This is a genomic window from Caballeronia terrestris, from assembly GCF_001544515.1.
Classification (GTDB): Bacteria; Pseudomonadota; Gammaproteobacteria; order Burkholderiales; family Burkholderiaceae; genus Caballeronia; species Caballeronia terrestris.
In genome coordinates this window covers 1-18,567 of the sequence record NZ_FCOL02000014.1, presented here as the reverse complement: position 1 = coordinate 18,567, position 18,567 = coordinate 1, and the positions used below count along the sequence as shown (strand labels likewise).

Sequence of the window (18,567 nt, the reverse complement as noted above, 5' to 3'; positions counted from 1 at the left end):
GGACTTACCCGACTGCCGCGTTATCTCCGACCACAGGAACACGAGGACTCGTCACACAAATATCCATCGCATAAAAGGCGCCGATCGAGCGCAACAATGCAAATTGCATGGGACCAGAGTACAGCTCTGGTCGACCTTGGAGACGCACAGACATGGCAAACACCTATTCACCCCTACGCGCGGCCAAAAGCCACAACCGCTGGGCCCAGCTTGCGATCGGCATCATCTGCATGGGCCTCGTCGCTAATCTTCAATACGCATGGACGCTCTTCGTCGTTCCGATGGACGCGAAGAACCACTGGGGCCAGGCCGCGATCCAGACCGCATTCACCATCTTCATCGTGACTGAAACGTGGCTCGTGCCGATCGAAGGCTGGCTCGTCGACAAGTTCGGCCCGCGGCCCGTCGTGATCGGCGGGTCGCTCTGCGCGGCGCTCGGCTGGGTAATCGATGCGCACGCGACGACGCTCGTGCATCTCTATGTCGGCGCGGTGGTCGCGGGTATCGGCGCGGGGTGCGTGTATGGCACGTGCGTCGGCAACGCACTCAAGTGGTTCCCGGACAAGCGCGGTCTCGCAGCGGGCCTGACCGCTGCAGGCTTCGGCGCAGGCGCGGCCGTGACGGTGATTCCTATCGCGAACATGATCCAGAGCTCGGGCTACGAGCACACGTTCATGTTCTTCGGCATCTTCCAGGGCATCTGCATCTTCGCGCTCGCGCTCTTCCTCGTACGGCCCGCGCCGCCCGCGAACGTGGTGATCCCCAAACGGCTTGCGGCTTCGAAGATCGACTACACGACGAACCAGATGGTGCGCGCCCCGCTCTTCTGGGTGATCTATCTGATGTTCGTGTTTGTCGCGGCGGGCGGCATCATCGCGACGGCGCAACTCGGTCCGATCGCCAAGGAGTTCGGCTTCGCGAACCTGCCGGTGAGCATCATCGGCGTGACGCTGCCGCTCCTCACGATGACGCTCTCGATCGACAACCTCTGCAACGGCTTCACGCGTCCGCTGTGCGGTTTCCTGTCCGACCGCTTCGGCCGTGAGAACACGATGTTCGTGATTTTCCTCGGCGAAGGCGCGGCGTTGCTCGGCCTGATGTGGTTCGGCCACAATCCGTATCTCTTCATGTTCTTCGCTGCGATGATTTTCCTGTGCTGGGGCGAGATCTTCTCGATCTTCCCGGCGACTTGCGCGGATACCTTCGGCAGCAAATACGCCGCCGCCAACGCGGGCACGCTGTACACCGCGAAGGGCACGGCGTCGATGCTGGTGCCGGTGGCGTCGCTGCTCTCGGCGGTCGGCGGCTGGAACGCCGTGTTCATCTGCGCGGCGTGCATCTCGATCGCGGCGGCGGTCTCGGCCAAGTTTATCCTCGCGCCGATGAGAAAACGCTGGATCACGAACACCGCGCTGCTTTACGAGAACTCGCGCTTTGAAGCAACGGAAGCGAGCCCGGTATCGTCATCGGGACGTTGAAAAACGCGCCGCGCACTTTCAAGCTTGGTGCGCGGCGTGCAGGGTCTCCCGATCGGAATCCATGCAGGAACAAGACCACATGTCAGAGACCTTCGACGAACAGACAGACCGCACGTTTCTCGAGATCGCGAGCAGGCTCGAACCGATCGACGCGACCGCGCCGCTGCGCAAGCAGGCCTACACGCAGCTGCGCCAGGCAATCGCCGATGCCGACATCTACGGCTCGTCGCACGAAATCCGGCTCGACGAGCGCAAGCTCACAATGGCGCTCGGCGTGAGCCGCACGCCCGTGCGCGAGGCGATCACGCTGCTGGAGCAGGAGGGGTTCCTGCGCACGGTGCCGCGGCGCGGCGTGTACATCATGCGCAAGACGCGCCGCGAGATCATCGAAATGATCCATCTGTGGGCTGCGCTCGAGAGCATGGCCGCGCGGCTTGCGGCCGAACGCGCTTCGGACGATGAGATCGCCTCATTGCGCGCGATGTTCGACAACTTCCAGCACCACTCCCCCGCCGACGATATCGACAACTATTCCGATGCGAACATCGCGTTCCATCAGGCGGTGGTGGAGTTGTCGAAGTCGGAGATGATTTTGCAAACGCTCTCGACGATCTTCGCCCACGTCCGCGCGATCCGCCGGCATACGATTTCGCAAAGCGACCGCGCGTCACGTTCTATCACCGATCACGAAGAGATCATCGATGCGCTCGAAGCACGTGACGGCGAGCTTGCCGAAGCGATCGTGCGGCGGCATTCGCTGGATCTTGCTGCTTTTGTCGAGGTGAATTGCGTGACGCTCGACTGACCTTTTTCAGCGCGCCGCCAGCCGATGCGCTTCTTCAAGCGCAGCGACGATCGTCGCGACCGTGCGCTCGCGCGCGGCGTCGTCGTTCTGCCGCAGCGCATACGACGGGTGATACGTCGCGACGATCCATTTGTCGCCGAAAGGCACCGCGCGGCCGATGTGCGATTGCAGGCTCGCGCGCTTGCCCGTTAGCGCATTGAGCGCGGTGGCGCCTAACGTCACGATCACGCGCGCATCCACCGTGCTCAGTTCCTTCTCGAGCCAATAGCGGCATGCATCGACTTCCTGCTGGCCAGGCGTCTTGTGCAGACGCCGCTTGCCACGCGGCTCCCACTTGAAATGCTTGACCGCGTTGGTCAGATAGACATCGCCTCGCGGCAGTCCGGCACGACGCAATGCATCGTCGAGCAACTGGCCTGCCGGACCGACGAACGGCTCGCCCTTCAAATCCTCCTGATCGCCCGGCTGCTCACCGAGCAGCATGATGCGCGCGCCTTCGCTTCCGCTGCCTGCGACCGCTTGCGTTGCATTGCGCCACAGATCGCAACGGCGGCAGTCATCGAGCGAGGTGGGCGCATCGCGTTCCGGCTGGGCTTCGCTCGCATCGACGGGAATCGCCTTGCCGCCGAGCGCGCCGACGTGCCTTGCCTGCGCCACGCGACGTGCGCCACTCTTCGCATCGCTGATCATCTTCGGAATGAGCGCGCCTTCCGGCAGCCCTTTCCAGAAGCGTACGGGCATGTGCAGTTCGAGCGCGTCTTCGTTGAGCCGCGCCGGGTTGAACGTGCTCTTGTAATACGTCAGCCATAGCGCTTCGGCGGCGTCGGGCGTATCGCTCACGTGATCGGCAGCGAACGCGGCGCGCCGTTCGAGCCGCAACGTCTCGCCGTTGAACATCGCGGCGCCCGTGGGCGTCGTGATCATCCACGTCGATCTACCCATGCGTTGCGCGAAGTGTTCCGCGCCCCATTCGAGCACGTCGTGATCCGGTTCGTACCACGCGACGTATTCCGGCGACCCAAGCGAGGGATCGCGCTTGCGAAAGCGCACGTACGCGATCATGTCGTGCTGCGCGCGGCGCACCGCTTTCGCCATGCGATGCAAGCGCGCGCCGTCTTCGTCCGCCGCCGATGCCACCGCGCGATCGCCGTGCGTCCAGCGCCACAGCACACGATAGAGAAAGCTCCAGCGTTGATCGTCGCGAAAGCGCGCGGCTTCCTTGAGCAGCGACGCGAGTTCCTTCGAGACGCGGATCGCCGGTGCATTTCTGTCAATCGGCGTGGGCGCAGTGTCGAACAGCGACGTATGCGTCTGCGACGTGCGCCATTCGATCGCTTCCGGTTCGAGCCCTTGCGCCAACGCGTTCAAAGCCGCCGCGCGCCATGACGCGAAATCGTCGTCGATGGCAAGCGTCGTCATCACAGCAGCGAAAGCTGCACCGGCGCCGCCGACAGCGCGCGCCTCAAATGATCCGACGACACTTCGCGCAACGGTGGCCGATAATCCTGCGTCACGACGAACGGCTTCACCTTGTCCATGCCGCAGCGCAGCCGCGCGAGATCCGCATAGCGAATGCGCCGCGAACGACGCAACTCGACGAGCCGCTTCGCGTTGCGCATACCGATGCCCGGCACCCGCGCGATCACGCGCACGGGCGCCATGTTCAGATCGACAGGAAAGCGATCGCGATGCGCGAGCGCCCACGCGAGTTTCGGATCGACGTCGAGCGGCAGGTTGCCGGGCAGATCGAGCAACTCGGATGCCGCGAAGCCATAGCCGCGCATCAAAAAATCCGCCTGATACAGCCGATGCTCGCGCAGGAGCGGCGGCGCCTTCGACGGCACGGCGGACGGACTGTCGGGAATCGGACTGAACGCCGAGTAATACACGCGCTTCAACCGATATGAGCCGTACAGCGTTTCGGCGGTCGCGAGAATCGTGCGGTCGTCGGTTTCATCGGCGCCGACGATCATCTGCGTGCTCTGCCCGGCGGGCGCGAAACGCGGCGCGCGCGGTTCGGCTTCCGCCTCTTCCTGCGCGACGCGGATCGATCCCATCGCGAGCTTGATCGTGCGGCCGCTTTTTTCGGGTGCGAGCTTTTCGAGGCTGATTTCCGTGGGCAATTCGATGTTCACGCTGAGACGATCGGCATAGCGTCCTGCCTGCGCGATGATTTCCGGATCGGCGTCGGGAATCGTCTTCAGATGAATGTAGCCGCGAAACCGGTGCTCCTCGCGCAACAACTTCGCGACGCGCACCAGTTGCTCCATCGTGTAGTTAGACGACTGGATCACGCCCGAGCTGAGGAACAGGCCGTCGATGTAATTGCGGCGATAAAAGTCGAGTGTGAGATCGACCACTTCCTCGGGCGTGAAGCGCGCACGCGGCACGTTGCTCGAACGGCGGTTCACGCAATACTGGCAGTCGTAGAGACAGAAGTTGGTCAGCAGAATCTTGAGCAGCGAGACGCATCGTCCATCGGGCGTGAAGCTATGGCAAATGCCAGAGCCCGTGCTGGCACCGAGCCCGTCAATGCCGCGCGACTCACGCTTCGGCGCACCGCTGCTCGCGCACGATGCGTCGTACTTGGCTGCATCGGCGAGGATTTCGAGTTTTTCAGACAGCTCCATACTTACGGCCATTCACTGTATATGCGTACAGTATCTTAGGGCCGTTACAGGGGGAAGGCAAAGGGTTTTGCAAACAATACGTCTGCCAGCTTTTTGTCCAGTCAAAAAGCACGGGCAAAGCCTAGACAGCCCGGCAAATGCCGGGCGCGTGAGAACCAGTTCGCTATGCAACCATCTAAGAGAACATCAAGGCGCGGCGTTCCAGGTGTGCGCCGACGCTCGCCACTTCCCATCGGAACCTAACGTCATCACCTTGAGCAAGACGCCTTTGTACTCCGTCTTCTTGCCGTCTTTCTCCGATACCGCGCTCCAGTTCGCCGTCTCGTATATGACCTTGCCGTTGCGGTGCGCGTCGACCACTTCCGTCTTGTGATCGCGAAAGCCCGCACCGAAGGCGCCCTTGAAGAGCTTTTCGATATCGGCGCGGCCCTTGACAGCCTTGCCGTTGCCTGGCGACACCACTGCCTTCTCATCGTAAAGCGCGGCGAGTGCATGCGCATCGCCGCTATTGAACGCCTTGTCCCAGGTGGCGTTGGCTGCTTCGACGGACTTCGCTGCGTCGCCCTGTGCGAGCGCGGGTTGTGACGCAGTGAAAGCCAGCAGTGCGCAGGCGCCGAGATGCCGAATTATCTTGTTCATCGCATGTCTCCGGTAGCGCAGACCGGCGACCTTGCAAACGCCCTACGCCCGCCAGTCTGCGCGTGCAGTATAGGTATGGGTTTGCCTGTAATCAATTACGGGGACGACGCCTCCATCCAGCTCACATGCGCGCACACTACGCGCCATCCGTCTGTTGTTTTCATCCACGTCTGGCTCTGCCGTCCGACCCGCGGATTTCCCTCGCGACGGAATTCGATGTTCGCCACCGCGAACGAATCGCCATACGTCGTCACGACGCGCGCCGTTACCGTCCGCGCCAGTCCCGCGCTCGGCCGCGCAGCGCGAAACGCGCGGATCGCCTCGTATCCGTAGAGATTTTCGGTCGCACCGTAGCGCAGCGTATGAGGCGAATCGAAGAACAGTTCGTCGAGCAGGGCGACGTCGTTCGTCACCAGCGCGCGCTCGTAGGCATCGAATGCAGCGTTGACTTCCGCCAGCACGTCCGGCTTGTCGATCTCGTTCATCGCACACTCTCCGCGGACTCGAACGACGGCGGCGGCGGACACCACGCAAGCTGCGCTTCTTCGATCCGTCGCGCCGCATCGAATGCCAGATCCTCGCGCCAGGGCGGCGCGATCACTTGCACGGCGATTGGCAGGCCAGAGGCAGTTCGCATCGGCACGGCGACGACCGGTAGTCCGATGCACGACACCGGCTGCGTCAACACGCCGAGGTTCGGACGCACCGCAAGTCGCTGACCGTTAACGTCCATGAACTCATCGCCGATATGCGGCGCGACGATGGGCGTCGCGGGCGCGATCAGGATGTCGTAGCGGTCGAACAATTCGAGCACGCGCTTGCGCACGATGGCCCGCACGCGGTGCGCATGCAGCACCCACGCAGCAGGCGCCAGCGCACCCGCGATCAACCGGTCACGCGACAACGGCTCATGCTCGTCATAGCGCGAACGCAAGGTCGGAAGATGCAACTGGCCGCCTTCCGCCGCGCTGATCAGGAACGCGGCGCCGCGCGCGGCGGCGGCATCGGGGAAGTCGACGGTATCGTCAGCGGCCAGCGCACGCGCCGCTTCGATCGAGACAGCGCGTGCCTCCTCGCTGGCGTTATCGTCGAAGTAGCCGCCGAGGCGCGCGACTCGCAGCGCGAGCTTTCGCTCGATCCCGCTGACCGGTTCGATCGCGCGCGCCGAACACGCGGGGTCGCGCTCATCGATCCATTGCAGCGCATCGTAAGCGGCGGCGAGATCGTCGATGTTGCGTGCAAACGCGCCCATGTGATCGATGCTCGCGACGAACGGAAACGTGCCGTGCCGTGAGAGGCGCCCGTAAGTCGGCTTGACGCCGAACACGCCGCACAGCGATGAAGGCACGCGCACCGAGCCGTTCGTATCGGTGCCGAGCGTCAGCGGCACGAAGCCCGCCGCGACCGCCGCCGCGCTGCCGCCCGACGATCCGCCCGCCGTGCGCGACAAATCATGCGGATTTCGGCAAGGACCGGCGTGGTGGTTCTCTGTTGTGAACCCGTAGGCGAACTCGTCCATGTTGAGCGCGCCGACGACGATCGCGCCCGCATCGCGCATGCGTTGCACGAGCGTTGCATCGGCGGTGGCGGGTGCGTTGTCCGAGAGTATGTGCGAGCCTGCGATCGTCGTGACGCCAGCGATATCGAAGAGATTCTTCGCCGCGAAGGGAACTCCGGCGAGCGGCGGCAAAGGCTCGCCTTTCGCGCGCATCGCATCCAGCCGGTCGGCATCATCGCAGGCACGTTGAACCGTGAGCGCCGTGAACGCGTTGACGTGCCGGTCGCCCGCTTCGATGCGGCTGAACGTGTCTTCAACGATGTCACGCGCCGTGAAATCACCGCGTGCAAAGCCGCGCGCGATGCCGAGCGCGTCGAGGGGGAAGCGTGCGTTCGTCATGGGCGGTACACCGCTGCGGGTTCGTCGTCGGCGTTCAGCGGGAACGCGAGCACCGGCGCCGCAAGCATCGCGATGCGGGTGAACTGCTCGTGCACGCGCGCGGACGCCGCTTCGGACAAAGAGGGAAAGTGAAGCGCGAGCGAGGCATCGACGTAAGCGGAAATCGTCGCGCGCTCGGGCTGTTGCGATGGATCGACGGACATGGCGGTCTCTATTGAATGGAAGGAAACAGGCTGCGCGCGAGCGCGATCAACGCGCGGTCGCTGCCGCGCGGCCCGATGAACGACAACGCCAGCGGACGGTCGCGCTCGTCGGCGAGCGGCACGGTCACTTGTGGCAGACCGGCGAGCGCCGCGATCGAGTTCATCGTCAGCGCATCGCGATAGAACGCACCGATGCGTTCATCGGATGCGTCCTTTTCGATGAGCGCCAGCGGCGTGGTCGGCTGCACGATCACGGTTGCGTTCACGAGCGTGTCGATGCGTTCTGCGAGCGTTTTGCGCAGTTCGCGGCATCGCGCGACTTCGGCGTCGTCCAGCTTCTGGAGCCTGTCGAACCGCGACGCGATGGACGGGCCGAAGCGCGGCGACGTCGATGAGATCCACCCACCTAACGATGCGCGGATCGCGTCGTCCTGAAGTTGCTGGTAGCAATGCAGCCAGAGCGCCTGCTCGCCTGCGAAGACGCTCGCCTCATCAATAGCGGCCGCTGATAGGCGCGCGGAATCTTCCGGCTCGCTCGCCGCGCGCGCAGCGAACGCTTCCGCGCATCGCGTGAGACGCGCAGGAACATCGACTGCGTCTGTATCCACGAGCAACACGTCCGCGACGCGCGCCAGCATCTCACCCGTGCGCGCAAACCAGCCGACAGTGTCGAAGCACGGCGCGAACGGCAGCACGCCTTCGGGCGATACGGCATCGTGCGTCGGCCGGATGCCCCACAGTCCGCAGAACGCGGCGGGCACGCGCACCGAGCCGCCGGTATCGGTGCCGAGCGCAAAATCGACGTCGCCGCTTGCAACCGCACTCGCTGATCCGCTCGACGAACCTCCGGGCAACGCATGTGGCCAGCGCGGATTGAGCGGCGTGCCGTAGTGGACGTTGACGCCTTCGAGGCTATAGGCGAGTTCATCGGTGATCGTCTTGCCATCGACCGATGCGCCCGCAGCGAGCAACGCGGCCACGCTCGGCGCGTGCCGCGTGGCTTTCGCGTGCGTCGCGAACCAGTCGGGATTGCCGCCGCCCGTCACGACGCCCTCGACGTCGACCAGATCCTTCACCGCGAAGCGCAAGCCATCGAGCGGACCGCTCGCGGTGGCGGCAACTTGAAGCCGTGGCCCCGGCACGAATGCGCTCATAGTGATGCTCCGTTCAACGCATCGGCGAGTTGCATCGACGTGGCGACGAAGCCGAAGCATTTCTTCACGTTCCAGATCGTCGCTTCCGTGCAGAACGCAGGGGACGAAGTCGCGCAGCAATCCGACAACATCACGCAACCGTAGCCCAGAAAATTCGCGTCGGTGAGCGTATGCAGCACGCATTGGTCCGTGTTGACGCCCGCGAAGAACACCGTGCGCGTGCCGAGATTGCGCAGGATGCTGTCGAGCGGCGTGTCCCAGAAGCCGCTGATGCGGTACTTGTCGACGCAAATGTCTTGCGGCTCGGGCGCGAGTTCATCGACAACCGCCGCCGCCCACGAATCCTTTTCCAGGACATGCGCGCCATGCCCGGGCAACGGCTCGCCGAGACCGATGCCCGTTCCCGTCGGCTTGTACAGATGCAGTTGATTAGGCGGCATGTTCGCGAGGTCCGGACGATTGCCCCAGTTCACCCAGATCACCGGCACGCCATGCCGACGCGCAATCGGCAGCAGGCGCTGCAATGGTGCAATCGGCGCGCGGTCGGCGTCGTAGTCGCCCCCAAGATGGGCAACCCATCCGCCTTTGGTGCAGAAGTCGTTCTGCATATCGATCACGACGATCGCTGCTTTCTCGATGTCGAAGCGCACTTGCTGCGGTGCTGAATCGAGTGTCGCGATGCGGGGCGCCGGCGTCTCGGGCGCCATGTCGACGAGAGTTGTCGTCGCGCTCCAGCGCGTCTGCCGGAACGCGCCTAGCGCGCCGGAAAGCGCCGCTGCGTCTGGGTTCTGGACTTTTTCCAAGGTGTGCTCCACGTCATACCGTTAGGGGGAATCGAGCGTCTCGCGCTCACCGATTTCTTAAGCTTTAGCGGTCGTCATTCGCATCACAAAGCACCTTCGCCTACCGCCAGGGAAACGCATTCGCTTGAGCATGGCATCGAAGTTGCATTGTCGAATTCGTTCATGAATAACCTACTTACCCAAACCAAACGCAAAAGGAGTGCCAGTGATGATCGGATTGCAGCAACTTTCGCCGCGCTCTCTCAACCGCCGGCTCATCAAGCGCGCGCTTACCGTCCTCGCACTCGGCGCGCTCAGCGCTCCGGCGTTCTTCATGACGGACGCGCACGCCGCGGATGAAGCGATGCGTGTCGGCGTGCTGATCCCCGGTTCGAAGACCGACAAGGGCTGGATGGAATCGGGCTATGAAGGCGTCACGGCTGCGCAAAAGGAATTCGGTCCGAAGCTGAAGACGCAGATCATCGAGAACATCAACTACGCGGACATGGAGCAGGCGCTCACCAATCTCGCGACGAAGAACCAGTTGGTGATCGGCGTCGGTGGGCAGACGCAGGCTGCCGTGCTGAAGATCGCCAAGCGCTTCCCGAACGTGAAGTTCGCGATCGTCGGCGGCAGCAAGGGCGAGACGATGCCGCCGAACGTCGCGGGCTACGACGTGAAGCAGGCCGAGATCGCGTTCGTCGCGGGCGCGGCCGCCGCGATGCTTTCGAAGAGCAACGCGGTGAGCTACGTCGGCGGCATGGAGATTCCGTCGATCGTCAACGCGGGCAAGGAATTCGGCAACGGCGCGCGCTACGTGAATCCGAAGATCAAGTACTTCGAAAGCTATACCGGCGACTTCGACAACGTCGCCAAGGCGCGCGAAGCAACCGCCGCCGCAATCGCGCAAGGTGCCGACGTCCACTATCACATCCTGAATCTCGGGCTTCGCGGACTCGAACAGGCGGCGAAGGAAAAGAACACGCACGTCATCGGCAGCTATACGGACCGCTGCGGCAGCGATCCGCTCTACATCGCGTACAGCATCACGGGCGTCGGTTATCAGGCGCAGTACGCAATCGAGCAACTCGAAAAAGGCACCTGGCAGCCGGGCTACAAGGCGTTCGGCCTCGCGATGGGACCGAAGGCATCGGGCATGGCCGTCTGCAAGCCGACGCCCGCGATGGAAGCGAAGATCAAGGAGATCGAGCAGGACATCCTGAGTGGCAAGATCAAGGTGTCGGAAGGATGAACGCCGCCGCTCTCTCGCTCGCGCCGCGTCCGGAGACGGCGCCCATTCTCTCGCTCGCCGGCATCGGCAAGCGCTTCGGCGCGTTCCAGGCGCTCGACGACGTCTCCCTCGACCTGATGCCCTGCGACGTGCATTGCCTGCTCGGCGAGAACGGCGCGGGCAAGTCGACGCTGTGCAATGTGATCTTCGGCGTGCATCAACCCGATGCGGGGACGATGCAGGTCGACGGCGCGCCGTATCGGCCACGCAATCCGCGCGAGGCGTTATCGCACGGCATCGCGATGGTGCATCAGCATTTCAGCCTCGTCGACGATGCGACGGTGCTCGACAACCTCCTGCTCGGTCAGGCGCGCGGCTGGCTCGACCGCGGCGCACGAGCGAAACAAGTGCGTGACGTGCTGACGAGCGTCGGTCTCGATCTCGCGCTCGATGTGCGTATCTCCGATCTGTCGGTGGGCGAGCGGCAGCGCGTCGAGATCGTCAAATGCCTGATGCGCGAGCCGCGCCTTTTGCTGCTCGATGAACCTACCGCCGTGCTCCTGCCCGCCGAAATCGACGCCCTGCTCGACACGTGCGCGCGCGTCGCGGCGCGCGGCTGCGCCGTCGTGCTCGTCACGCACAAGCTGCGCGAAATCTGCCGCATCGCGACGCGCGCCACCGTGCTGCAATCGGGACGCGTCGTCGCGCGATCGGCGTCGCCGTCGAGCGAGATCGATCACCTCGTGCACGCGATGATCCATCGCGCGCGCGCCGACGACGCGCCCGATGCCGGCGACGATGCCGTCAGCCGCCTCTCGCTCGCGCAAACGCCGGAACCGTCGCCCTATTCGCGGCCGCTCGGCGACGAAGTGCTGCAGATCGACGGCCTGAGCGCACGCGATGCCGAAGGCGCGCAGCGCTTGTCCAACTGCACGCTCGTCGTGAATCGCGGGGAGATCGTCGGCATTGCGGGCGTCGAGTGCAATGGGCAAAGCGAACTCGGCGCGGTGCTCGCGGGCATGATGCCGGCATCTGCTGGCCGCTTCTTCGTGGCGGGCCGCGAGATGACGCAGGCGGGCCCGCGCGAGCTTACGCGAGCGGGTGTCGGCATCGTGCCCGAGGACCGGCACGCGGTCGGCTGCGTGACGGGCATGAGCCTCGCCGACAACCTGCTGCTCAATCACCTCGACCGTTACACGCAAGCCGGTTTCCTCAAGCGACGCGCGATGCGCGCCGCCGCGCTCGAACTGATGGCGCGCTTCGACGTGCGCGCGAGCGGCCCCGATGCGCTCTTCGGCGGCCTCTCCGGCGGCAACCAGCAGAAGGCCGTGCTCGCGCGCGAACTCACGCTCAATCCGCTCGTCTTCCTGCTCGCCGCCCAGCCGACGCGCGGGCTCGATGTCGGCGCGGTCGCGGCCGTGTATGCGCATATCCGCGCGGCGCGCGATCGCGGCGTGGGCGTGCTGCTTATTTCATCCGAACTCGACGAACTGCTGAGCGTTGCCGATCGCATCGTGGTGCTGTATCGCGGCCGCATCATGGGCAGTTGCACGCCCGATGCGGCGAATCGCGGACGCATTGGTGCGTGGATGGCGGGCGCGGAGGACGACGCATGAACCTCGATCTCAACTTTGGCGACACGCTTTCCCGCTTGCGCCACAGAAACGGCACGGCAGGCGGTTCGCCGCAACTGCGCGTCGCGCTCGTGATCGGTGCATCGGTCGCGCTGGCAATGCTCGCGGCGCTCGCGCTGATCGCGACAGTCGGCGTGCCGATCCGCGATGCAATCGCTGCCTTCGCCGATGGCGCATGGGGATCGCCCTACGCGATCGGCGCGTCGATCAACCGTAGTCTCGCGTTCGCGCTCGTCGGCACCGGCTTCGTGATCGCGAACCGCGCGCGGCTCACCAATGTCGGCGGCGAAGGGCAGATCGCGATCGGTGGCATTGCAGCGACCGCGATGAGCCTCTACGGAGGCTGCGCGCATCTGCCCTTCGGCCTGGCGTTCATCGTGCCGATGCTGGCCGCAGCGGCCGCGGGCGCAATCTGGGGCGGCGTGCCGGGCATCCTGAAGGCGAAGGCCGGCACCAACGAAGTGATCAGCACGCTGCTGCTGTCGTTCATCGCGGTGTGGCTGCTCTACTGGTGCGTGCAAAGCGAAGCGCTTTTGCGCCAGCCGATGACGAGCGGCGCGACGCTGCCCGAATCGCTCGAAATCCCCGACGCGACGAAGCTCCCAGCGAGCCTCGCCGCGAGCGGCATGAACCTCAACATCGGGCTGCCGCTCACGCTCGTGCTCGCGGTTGCATCGGCGGTGATGCTCAGGCGCACGCGCTTCGGCCTGTGCCTGCGCGCCGCCGGCCTCAATCCGGTCGCGGCGCGCCGTGCGGGCTTGCCGATCACGTCGGCGCTCGTCGGCGCGCTGGCACTCGCCGGCGCGTTCAGCGGACTCGCGGGCGCGCTGATGCTGCAAGGCGACCAGTATTCGCTGAAGGCCGGCTTCTCGTCGGGCTACGGTTTCGACGGTCTCGTCGTCGGCCTGCTCGCGCGCGATTCGATCACCGGCGTGTTCGCCGCCGCGCTGCTGTTCGGCTTCCTGCGCTCGGGCGGCATCAACATGGAGATGGTGGCTTCGGTGCCGTCGGCGCTGGTGCTGATCGTGCAGGGAATCGTCACGGTCGCGCTCGCGGGCGGCGCAATGTGGCTCGAACGCAAAGGGGTGCGCCAATGAACGTCGAGCTTCTGGCGGTTTTCGCGGGGGCGTCCATCCGCCTCGCCGCGCCGATGCTGCTCGCCTCCACCGGCGAGCTGATCAGCGAGCGAGCGGGCGTGCTCAACATGAGCGTCGAAGGGATGATGCTGACCGGCGCCTTCCTCGGCGCAACGTTCTCGTGGTTGACCGGCAATCCTTCGATCGGGCTCGTATGCGGCATGCTCGGCGTGATTCCGCTGGCGCTATTGCAGGCGTTCCTCAGCATCACGCTGCGCGCGAACCAGATCGTGACTGGCATCGGCATCAACATCCTCGCGCTCGGCGGCACGACGCTCGCGTATCGCGAAGTGTTCGGCTCGCGCTCGAACGCGGCGATTCCGGGCCTTTCGCGCTGGTCACCGCCCGGCCTCGGCGACTTGCCCGTGATCGGCGAGCCCGTGTTCCATCAGGTGTGGCTGCTCTACGCGGGACTCGCCGTGCTGATCGCGACATCGATCGTGATGCGCCGCACGTCGCTCGGCATCGCGCTGCATGCGGCGGGTGTCGCGCCGCGCGCGGTCGATCAGTCGGGGCTCTCGGTCGCGCGGCTGCGTTATGGCGCTGTGGTGTTCTCGGGCGTGATGTCGGCAGCGGCGGGCTGCTTCATCTCCATCGGCGATATCCACACGTTCACCGAAGGCATGACGAACGGCACTGGCTATCTCGCGATCGCCGCGATCATCTTCGGCAACTGGAAGATCGGGCGCACCGCGCTTGCGTGCCTGCTATTCGGCGCGGCAACCGCGATGCAGTTCCAGTTGCCGATGCTCGGCATCCGGGTGCCGACCGCGCTCCTGATCATGCTGCCGTATTTGCTCGCGCTCGTCGCGGTGGCGGGACTCATCGGCCGGCAGACGGCGCCGCCCGCGCTCACGCAGCCCTTCCGACGATGATTGCAGTACCATCGCAGGCACGATGCACGGCGCGTTCGCGCGCTGGCCCAACCACTCGATCCTTCATGCCACGCAAGACGACGTCAACCGCGAAAGCCGAACCCACGCCCGTTCCGTCCACGCGCCGCCAGCAACTCGCGGCGAAGACCCGCGAGCGCATGCTGAAGATCGCGATCCGCGAGTTCGCGGACAAAGGCTACAGCGGCGCGCGCGTCGAAACGATCGCGAGCCGCTCGAAAGTCAACATCCGGATGATCTATCACTACTTCGGCGGCAAGGAAAAGCTCTACGTCGAAGTCCTCGAGCATGTCCTTGCGCGGCTGCGCGAAGCGGAACTCGCCGTGACGCTCGATGAACAGAAAGTCGATCCCGCCGCCGGCATCCTGCAACTCTACGACTTCACCGAAGGGCATTTCTCGAAGCATCCCGAGCTGCTGTGTCTGCTTTCGTGGGAGAACCTCAACCGCGCGCGCTACCTGAAACTGTCGCGCGTGATTCCGGCGATGTCCTCGCCCGTGCTCGACAAACTGCGCACGCTCATCCGGCGCGGCGAGACGGCAGGCACGCTCAGAAAAGGCATCGATCCGCTGCATCTGTACGTGACGCTCGTGAGCCTCGCGTATTTTCACAAGTCGAACGCGTACACGCTCTCGCGCATGTTCGATACCGAAATGCTCGCGCCTGCATGGCAAGCGGCGCACAAGCACCAGGCGCATGAACTGGTGAGCACGTTCCTGAAAAAGGGCAGCATCCGCGAACTGGCGTTCAGCAACTGAACGTTCGTGCTGCAACCTGTGTAACGCCTCAAGTTGACGCCCGCTGTGCCGATATCTGTACCAAGCGGTTAAACCACATATCGGACTTGCGGGCCTCATGAAGATTTCCACCAAACTGATCATTCTCGTCGCGACCGCGCTGATCGGCGTCGCGTGCGTCGTCGCGACGGCGCTCTATTCGCTCGACACATCGCTCATCGAAGGGCGTCGCGGGCAGATCGTCAATCTGCTGACCAAGGCGGAGTACCTCGTGCAGTATTACCGCGGCCTCGAAGCGAGCGGCAAGATGACGCGCGACGAAGCGCAAAGCGCGGCGAAGCAGGCGCTCAGCCAGCTCAACGCCGACAAGAAGAGCTACTACTGGGCGACCACCGCCGACAGCATCAACCTCGTGCATCCGAATCCGGCGCTCGTGGGCACGAAGACGAGCGGCAACCGCACGTCGACCGGCATGACCGATACCGAAGCGTATCAGCGCGGCCTCGCCGCCGGCCACGTCGCGCTCGTCGACGTGCTCATCAAGCGCGCGCAGGACGCGCCGCTCGAAGCGAAACTGCAGGGCGTGGTCGCGATTCCCGAGTGGGGCTGGTGGATCGGCACGGGCTTCTTCTACGACGACATCAACGCGACCTACTGGAAGCTCGCGACGACGCTGCTCGCGATCTCATGCGCGATCCTCGGCGCGGTCGGCGCGCTTGCGTTCTTCATGGCGCGTAGCGTACGCAAGGCGCTCGGCGGCGAACCGGCGGACGCCGCCGCCTTCGCCGCGCAGATCGCGGAAGGCAATCTCGCCGCCGAAGTGAAGCTTGCCCCGTCGGATCGTTCGAGCCTGCTCTTCGCGTTGAGCCAGATGAAGACGAAGCTGCGCGCCCTCGTCGGCGACATTCAGCAGTCGAGCGAATCGATTGCATCGGGATCGAGCCAGATCGCGCAGGGCAACACCGATCTCTCGCAGCGCACCGAGGAGCAGGCGGCCGCGTTGCAGGAAACGGCCGCGAGCATGGAACAGCTCACCGCGACCGTCAAGCAGAACGCCGACAACGCGCGGCAGGCGAGCCAGCTCGCGCAACTCGCGTCGCAGGCCACCGAACGTGGCGGCGAAGCGGTCGATCAGGTGGTCGGCACGATGCGCACGATCGCCGACGAATCGCGTCGCATCGAAGAGATCATCAGCGTGATCGAAGGCATCGCGTTCCAGACCAATATTCTTGCTTTGAACGCCGCGGTCGAAGCCGCGCGCGCCGGTGACGAAGGCCGTGGATTTGCGGTCGTCGCGGGTGAAGTACGCACGCTCGCGCAACGCAGCGCGACGGCGGCGAAGGACATCAAGGAGCTGATCGGATCATCGGTGACGAAGGTCGACAACGGCACGGGGCAAGTGGCCGTAGCGGGCGACCGGATGCGCGAGATCGTGCAGTCGATCAAGCGCGTAAGTGACATCATGGGCGAGATCGCAGCGGCATCGATCGAGCAAAGCACGGGTATCGAGCAGGTGAATCGCGCGGTCTCCGAGATGGACGACGTCACCCAGCAGAACGCGGCGCTCGTCGAAGAAGCGGCGGCTGCGGCCGCGTCGCTCGATGAGCAGGCCGAGCGTCTGCGCGATACGGTGAAGGTGTTTCGCGTCGCCGCCTGATTCAGGCGTGGTGCGCTTCTTCGCGCGCCGCCACGAGCTTGCATGACGCTACCGGCAACTCCGCGATCACCGTCTGACCGATCGCGAGCCCCGGGGTTTCGCGTGAGGTCGTGGTGGCGGTGAGCGTGACACCCGCGCAGTCGATCGTCGCCTCTAGGCTTGCGCCGACGTCGCGAATGAAGGCCACTTTCCCTTCGATACGGTTCGGTCCGGACGTGCTGGCGAAATCGCGAATGCACACGTCCTCGGGACGGATCAGGAGACGCACGGGCTTGCCCCGCTCGCGCACGCCATCGACCACAATGCGCTGACCGCCGGCCAGCATCACCGCGCCGTCCTCGTCGTGCTCGACTGGCAGCACGTTGCCGAGCCCGATGAAATCCGCGACGAATTCGTTGGCCGGATCGCGATAGATATCGAGCGGACGTCCCACCTGCGCGATGCGTCCGCGCTCCATCACGACGATCTCGTCGGCCATCGTCATCGCTTCCCGCTGGTCGTGCGTGACCATGATCATCGAGATGCCGAGCCGCTGCTGAAGCTGGCGGATTTCAACCTGCATCGCTTCGCGGAGTTTGGCGTCGAGGGCGGAGAGCGGTTCGTCGAGCAGCAGCAGGCGCGGCTCGGAGGCAATCGCCCGCGCGATGGCGACGCGCTGGCGCTGCCCGCCAGAGAGTTGCGCGACCGGGCGCTCGGCCATGTGGGGGAGCTGGATCAATTCCAGCAGTTCTTTCACGCGTTTCGCCTGACGCGTGCGATCGACCTTGCGCAGACGTAGCGGGTACGCGATGTTCGCCGCGACTGTCATGTGCGGGAAGAGCGCGAGCGACTGGAACACCATGCCGAAGTTGCGGCGGCTCGCCGGGATATGCGTGATGTCGATATCGTCGAAGGTCAGCGTGCCGCTGTCGGGCATGTCGAGGCCCGCGATGATTCGCAGAAGCGTGGTCTTGCCGCAGCCCGACGGTCCTAGGAACGAGACGAGTTTTCCCGCTGGGATCGTGAGGTTGATTCGGTCCAGCGCCTTTGCCGTGCCGAAGTGCTTGGTGATGCGGTTTATCGTCAAGTGAGACATAGGTTTGGCTAGCGCTCGGATGGGTTTAGGGTTGGGGTTGGGTTTGGGTTTGGTGTGTGAACCGTTTGATACGCTAGTGCTCCGATGGAACTTGCTTTCTTTTTGGTCTATTTGCTCTGCCCCTGTCCGGGGCGGGACTCACTTTCTTTGCTGCTGCAAAGAAAGCAGCTTCCAACCGCCAAAGCTAACAAACCCTCACTCGCGTAAAAACGGATTGGCGCTGGAGAGTAAGTGTCGCCCTCACGGTAGACCCGGGCTTGGCTCGCGGACCCACTGTGGCAACGCGCACTTCCTCGGAGTGGTATGCGCTCCGTTTGGCTCCGTCCTCGCTTCGCTCCGACGTGAGGTTCACTAAAACCCATCGGCTGACTGGCGCTCTCCACTTACCTTGACTCCTGCCCGATGCACCCCACCTCTGAGCGCGTAGCGCGAGGATAGCGCCGTCTTCGCTTCGCGCAGATGTGGGGTTCACAAACTCAAGCTCCCTGCCTGCCTTGATTCCCTGCGCCGTGCACCCCACGTCTGAGCGCGTAGCGCGAGGACGGATGTATGACTGCTGCACCTGTCCGGTGTACTGCGCGTTGCCACAGTGGGTCCGCGAGCCAAGCCCGGTTCC

The 18,567-nt window shown here is 64.5% G+C and carries 17 protein-coding genes; 8 read left to right on the top strand and 9 right to left on the bottom strand.

The window, feature by feature from the left end; genetic code table 11:
• Nucleotides 1-152 precede the first annotated feature (152 nt).
• On the top strand, nucleotides 153-1,478 hold the full coding sequence (oxlT, locus tag AWB67_RS14095; protein WP_087656871.1) for an oxalate/formate MFS antiporter: 1,326 nt from the start codon (nucleotides 153-155) through the stop codon (nucleotides 1,476-1,478).
• A gap of 79 nt (nucleotides 1,479-1,557) precedes the next feature.
• The gene (locus tag AWB67_RS14090) at nucleotides 1,558-2,283 is read left to right on the top strand and encodes a GntR family transcriptional regulator (RefSeq protein WP_087656870.1); all 726 of its coding nucleotides are present in this window, start codon (nucleotides 1,558-1,560) and stop codon (nucleotides 2,281-2,283) included.
• Between the two features lie 6 nt (nucleotides 2,284-2,289).
• Here the strand turns inward: AWB67_RS14090 and AWB67_RS14085 are convergent, their stop codons facing one another.
• The 8 genes from AWB67_RS14085 to AWB67_RS14050 all read right to left on the bottom strand — a co-directional run bounded on the left by AWB67_RS14085 (nucleotide 2,290) and on the right by AWB67_RS14050 (nucleotide 9,609).
• On the bottom strand, nucleotides 2,290-3,702 hold the full coding sequence (locus tag AWB67_RS14085; RefSeq protein ID WP_087656869.1) for a UdgX family uracil-DNA binding protein: 1,413 nt from the start codon (nucleotides 3,700-3,702) through the stop codon (nucleotides 2,290-2,292).
• The gene (locus AWB67_RS14080; protein WP_087656868.1) at nucleotides 3,702-4,913 is read right to left on the bottom strand and encodes a putative DNA modification/repair radical SAM protein; all 1,212 of its coding nucleotides are present in this window, start codon (nucleotides 4,911-4,913) and stop codon (nucleotides 3,702-3,704) included. Before AWB67_RS14080 ends, AWB67_RS14085 begins: the two co-directional genes overlap by 1 nt.
• Nucleotides 4,914-5,099: 186 nt before the next feature.
• A complete protein-coding gene (locus tag AWB67_RS14075) occupies nucleotides 5,100-5,552 on the bottom strand; it encodes a YybH family protein (protein WP_235025153.1) in 453 nt (150 codons plus the stop codon).
• A gap of 95 nt (nucleotides 5,553-5,647) precedes the next feature.
• Entirely contained in the window at nucleotides 5,648-6,037 is a 390-nt protein-coding gene (gene hpxZ / locus AWB67_RS14070; protein ID WP_087656867.1) for an oxalurate catabolism protein HpxZ, read from the bottom strand.
• On the bottom strand, nucleotides 6,034-7,449 hold the full coding sequence (locus AWB67_RS14065) for an AtzE family amidohydrolase (RefSeq protein WP_087656866.1): 1,416 nt from the start codon (nucleotides 7,447-7,449) through the stop codon (nucleotides 6,034-6,036). The genes hpxZ and AWB67_RS14065 overlap by 4 nt, the downstream gene beginning before the upstream one ends.
• Nucleotides 7,446-7,652 carry an AtzG-like protein gene (locus tag AWB67_RS14060; protein ID WP_087656865.1) on the bottom strand — a complete coding sequence of 69 codons (207 nt, stop codon included), beginning with the start codon at nucleotides 7,650-7,652 and terminating at the stop codon, nucleotides 7,446-7,448. Before AWB67_RS14060 ends, AWB67_RS14065 begins: the two co-directional genes overlap by 4 nt.
• Nucleotides 7,653-7,660: 8 nt before the next feature.
• The gene (locus AWB67_RS14055) at nucleotides 7,661-8,806 is read right to left on the bottom strand and encodes an amidase (protein ID WP_087656864.1); all 1,146 of its coding nucleotides are present in this window, start codon (nucleotides 8,804-8,806) and stop codon (nucleotides 7,661-7,663) included.
• Nucleotides 8,803-9,609, bottom strand: coding sequence for a cysteine hydrolase family protein (locus AWB67_RS14050; RefSeq protein WP_087656863.1), 807 nt, complete (start codon nucleotides 9,607-9,609; stop codon nucleotides 8,803-8,805). The genes AWB67_RS14055 and AWB67_RS14050 overlap by 4 nt, the downstream gene beginning before the upstream one ends.
• Before the next feature lie 205 nt (nucleotides 9,610-9,814).
• Here AWB67_RS14050 and AWB67_RS14045 point away from each other — a divergent pair, with 205 nt between their 5' ends.
• The 6 genes from AWB67_RS14045 to AWB67_RS14020 all read left to right on the top strand — a co-directional run bounded on the left by AWB67_RS14045 (nucleotide 9,815) and on the right by AWB67_RS14020 (nucleotide 16,876).
• Nucleotides 9,815-10,840 carry a BMP family protein gene (locus AWB67_RS14045; protein WP_087656862.1) on the top strand — a complete coding sequence of 342 codons (1,026 nt, stop codon included), beginning with the start codon at nucleotides 9,815-9,817 and terminating at the stop codon, nucleotides 10,838-10,840.
• Nucleotides 10,837-12,435, top strand: a complete 1,599-nt coding sequence (locus tag AWB67_RS14040) for an ABC transporter ATP-binding protein (protein ID WP_087656861.1) — start codon at nucleotides 10,837-10,839, stop codon at nucleotides 12,433-12,435. The genes AWB67_RS14045 and AWB67_RS14040 overlap by 4 nt, the downstream gene beginning before the upstream one ends.
• Complete coding sequence (locus AWB67_RS14035; RefSeq protein WP_087656860.1) at nucleotides 12,432-13,550, top strand: ABC transporter permease; 1,119 nt, start codon at nucleotides 12,432-12,434, stop codon at nucleotides 13,548-13,550. Before AWB67_RS14040 ends, AWB67_RS14035 begins: the two co-directional genes overlap by 4 nt.
• Nucleotides 13,547-14,464, top strand: coding sequence for an ABC transporter permease (locus tag AWB67_RS14030; protein ID WP_087656859.1), 918 nt, complete (start codon nucleotides 13,547-13,549; stop codon nucleotides 14,462-14,464). Before AWB67_RS14035 ends, AWB67_RS14030 begins: the two co-directional genes overlap by 4 nt.
• 65 nt (nucleotides 14,465-14,529) lie before the next feature.
• Complete coding sequence (locus AWB67_RS14025; RefSeq protein ID WP_087656858.1) at nucleotides 14,530-15,240, top strand: TetR family transcriptional regulator; 711 nt, start codon at nucleotides 14,530-14,532, stop codon at nucleotides 15,238-15,240.
• 97 nt (nucleotides 15,241-15,337) lie between these two features.
• Nucleotides 15,338-16,876 carry a methyl-accepting chemotaxis protein gene (locus AWB67_RS14020; protein ID WP_087656857.1) on the top strand — a complete coding sequence of 513 codons (1,539 nt, stop codon included), beginning with the start codon at nucleotides 15,338-15,340 and terminating at the stop codon, nucleotides 16,874-16,876.
• A 1-nt stretch (nucleotide 16,877) separates the two neighbouring features.
• Here the strand turns inward: AWB67_RS14020 and AWB67_RS14015 are convergent, their stop codons facing one another.
• Nucleotides 16,878-17,951 carry an ABC transporter ATP-binding protein gene (locus AWB67_RS14015; protein ID WP_087656856.1) on the bottom strand — a complete coding sequence of 358 codons (1,074 nt, stop codon included), beginning with the start codon at nucleotides 17,949-17,951 and terminating at the stop codon, nucleotides 16,878-16,880.
• Between the last annotated feature and the right edge of the window lie 616 nt (nucleotides 17,952-18,567).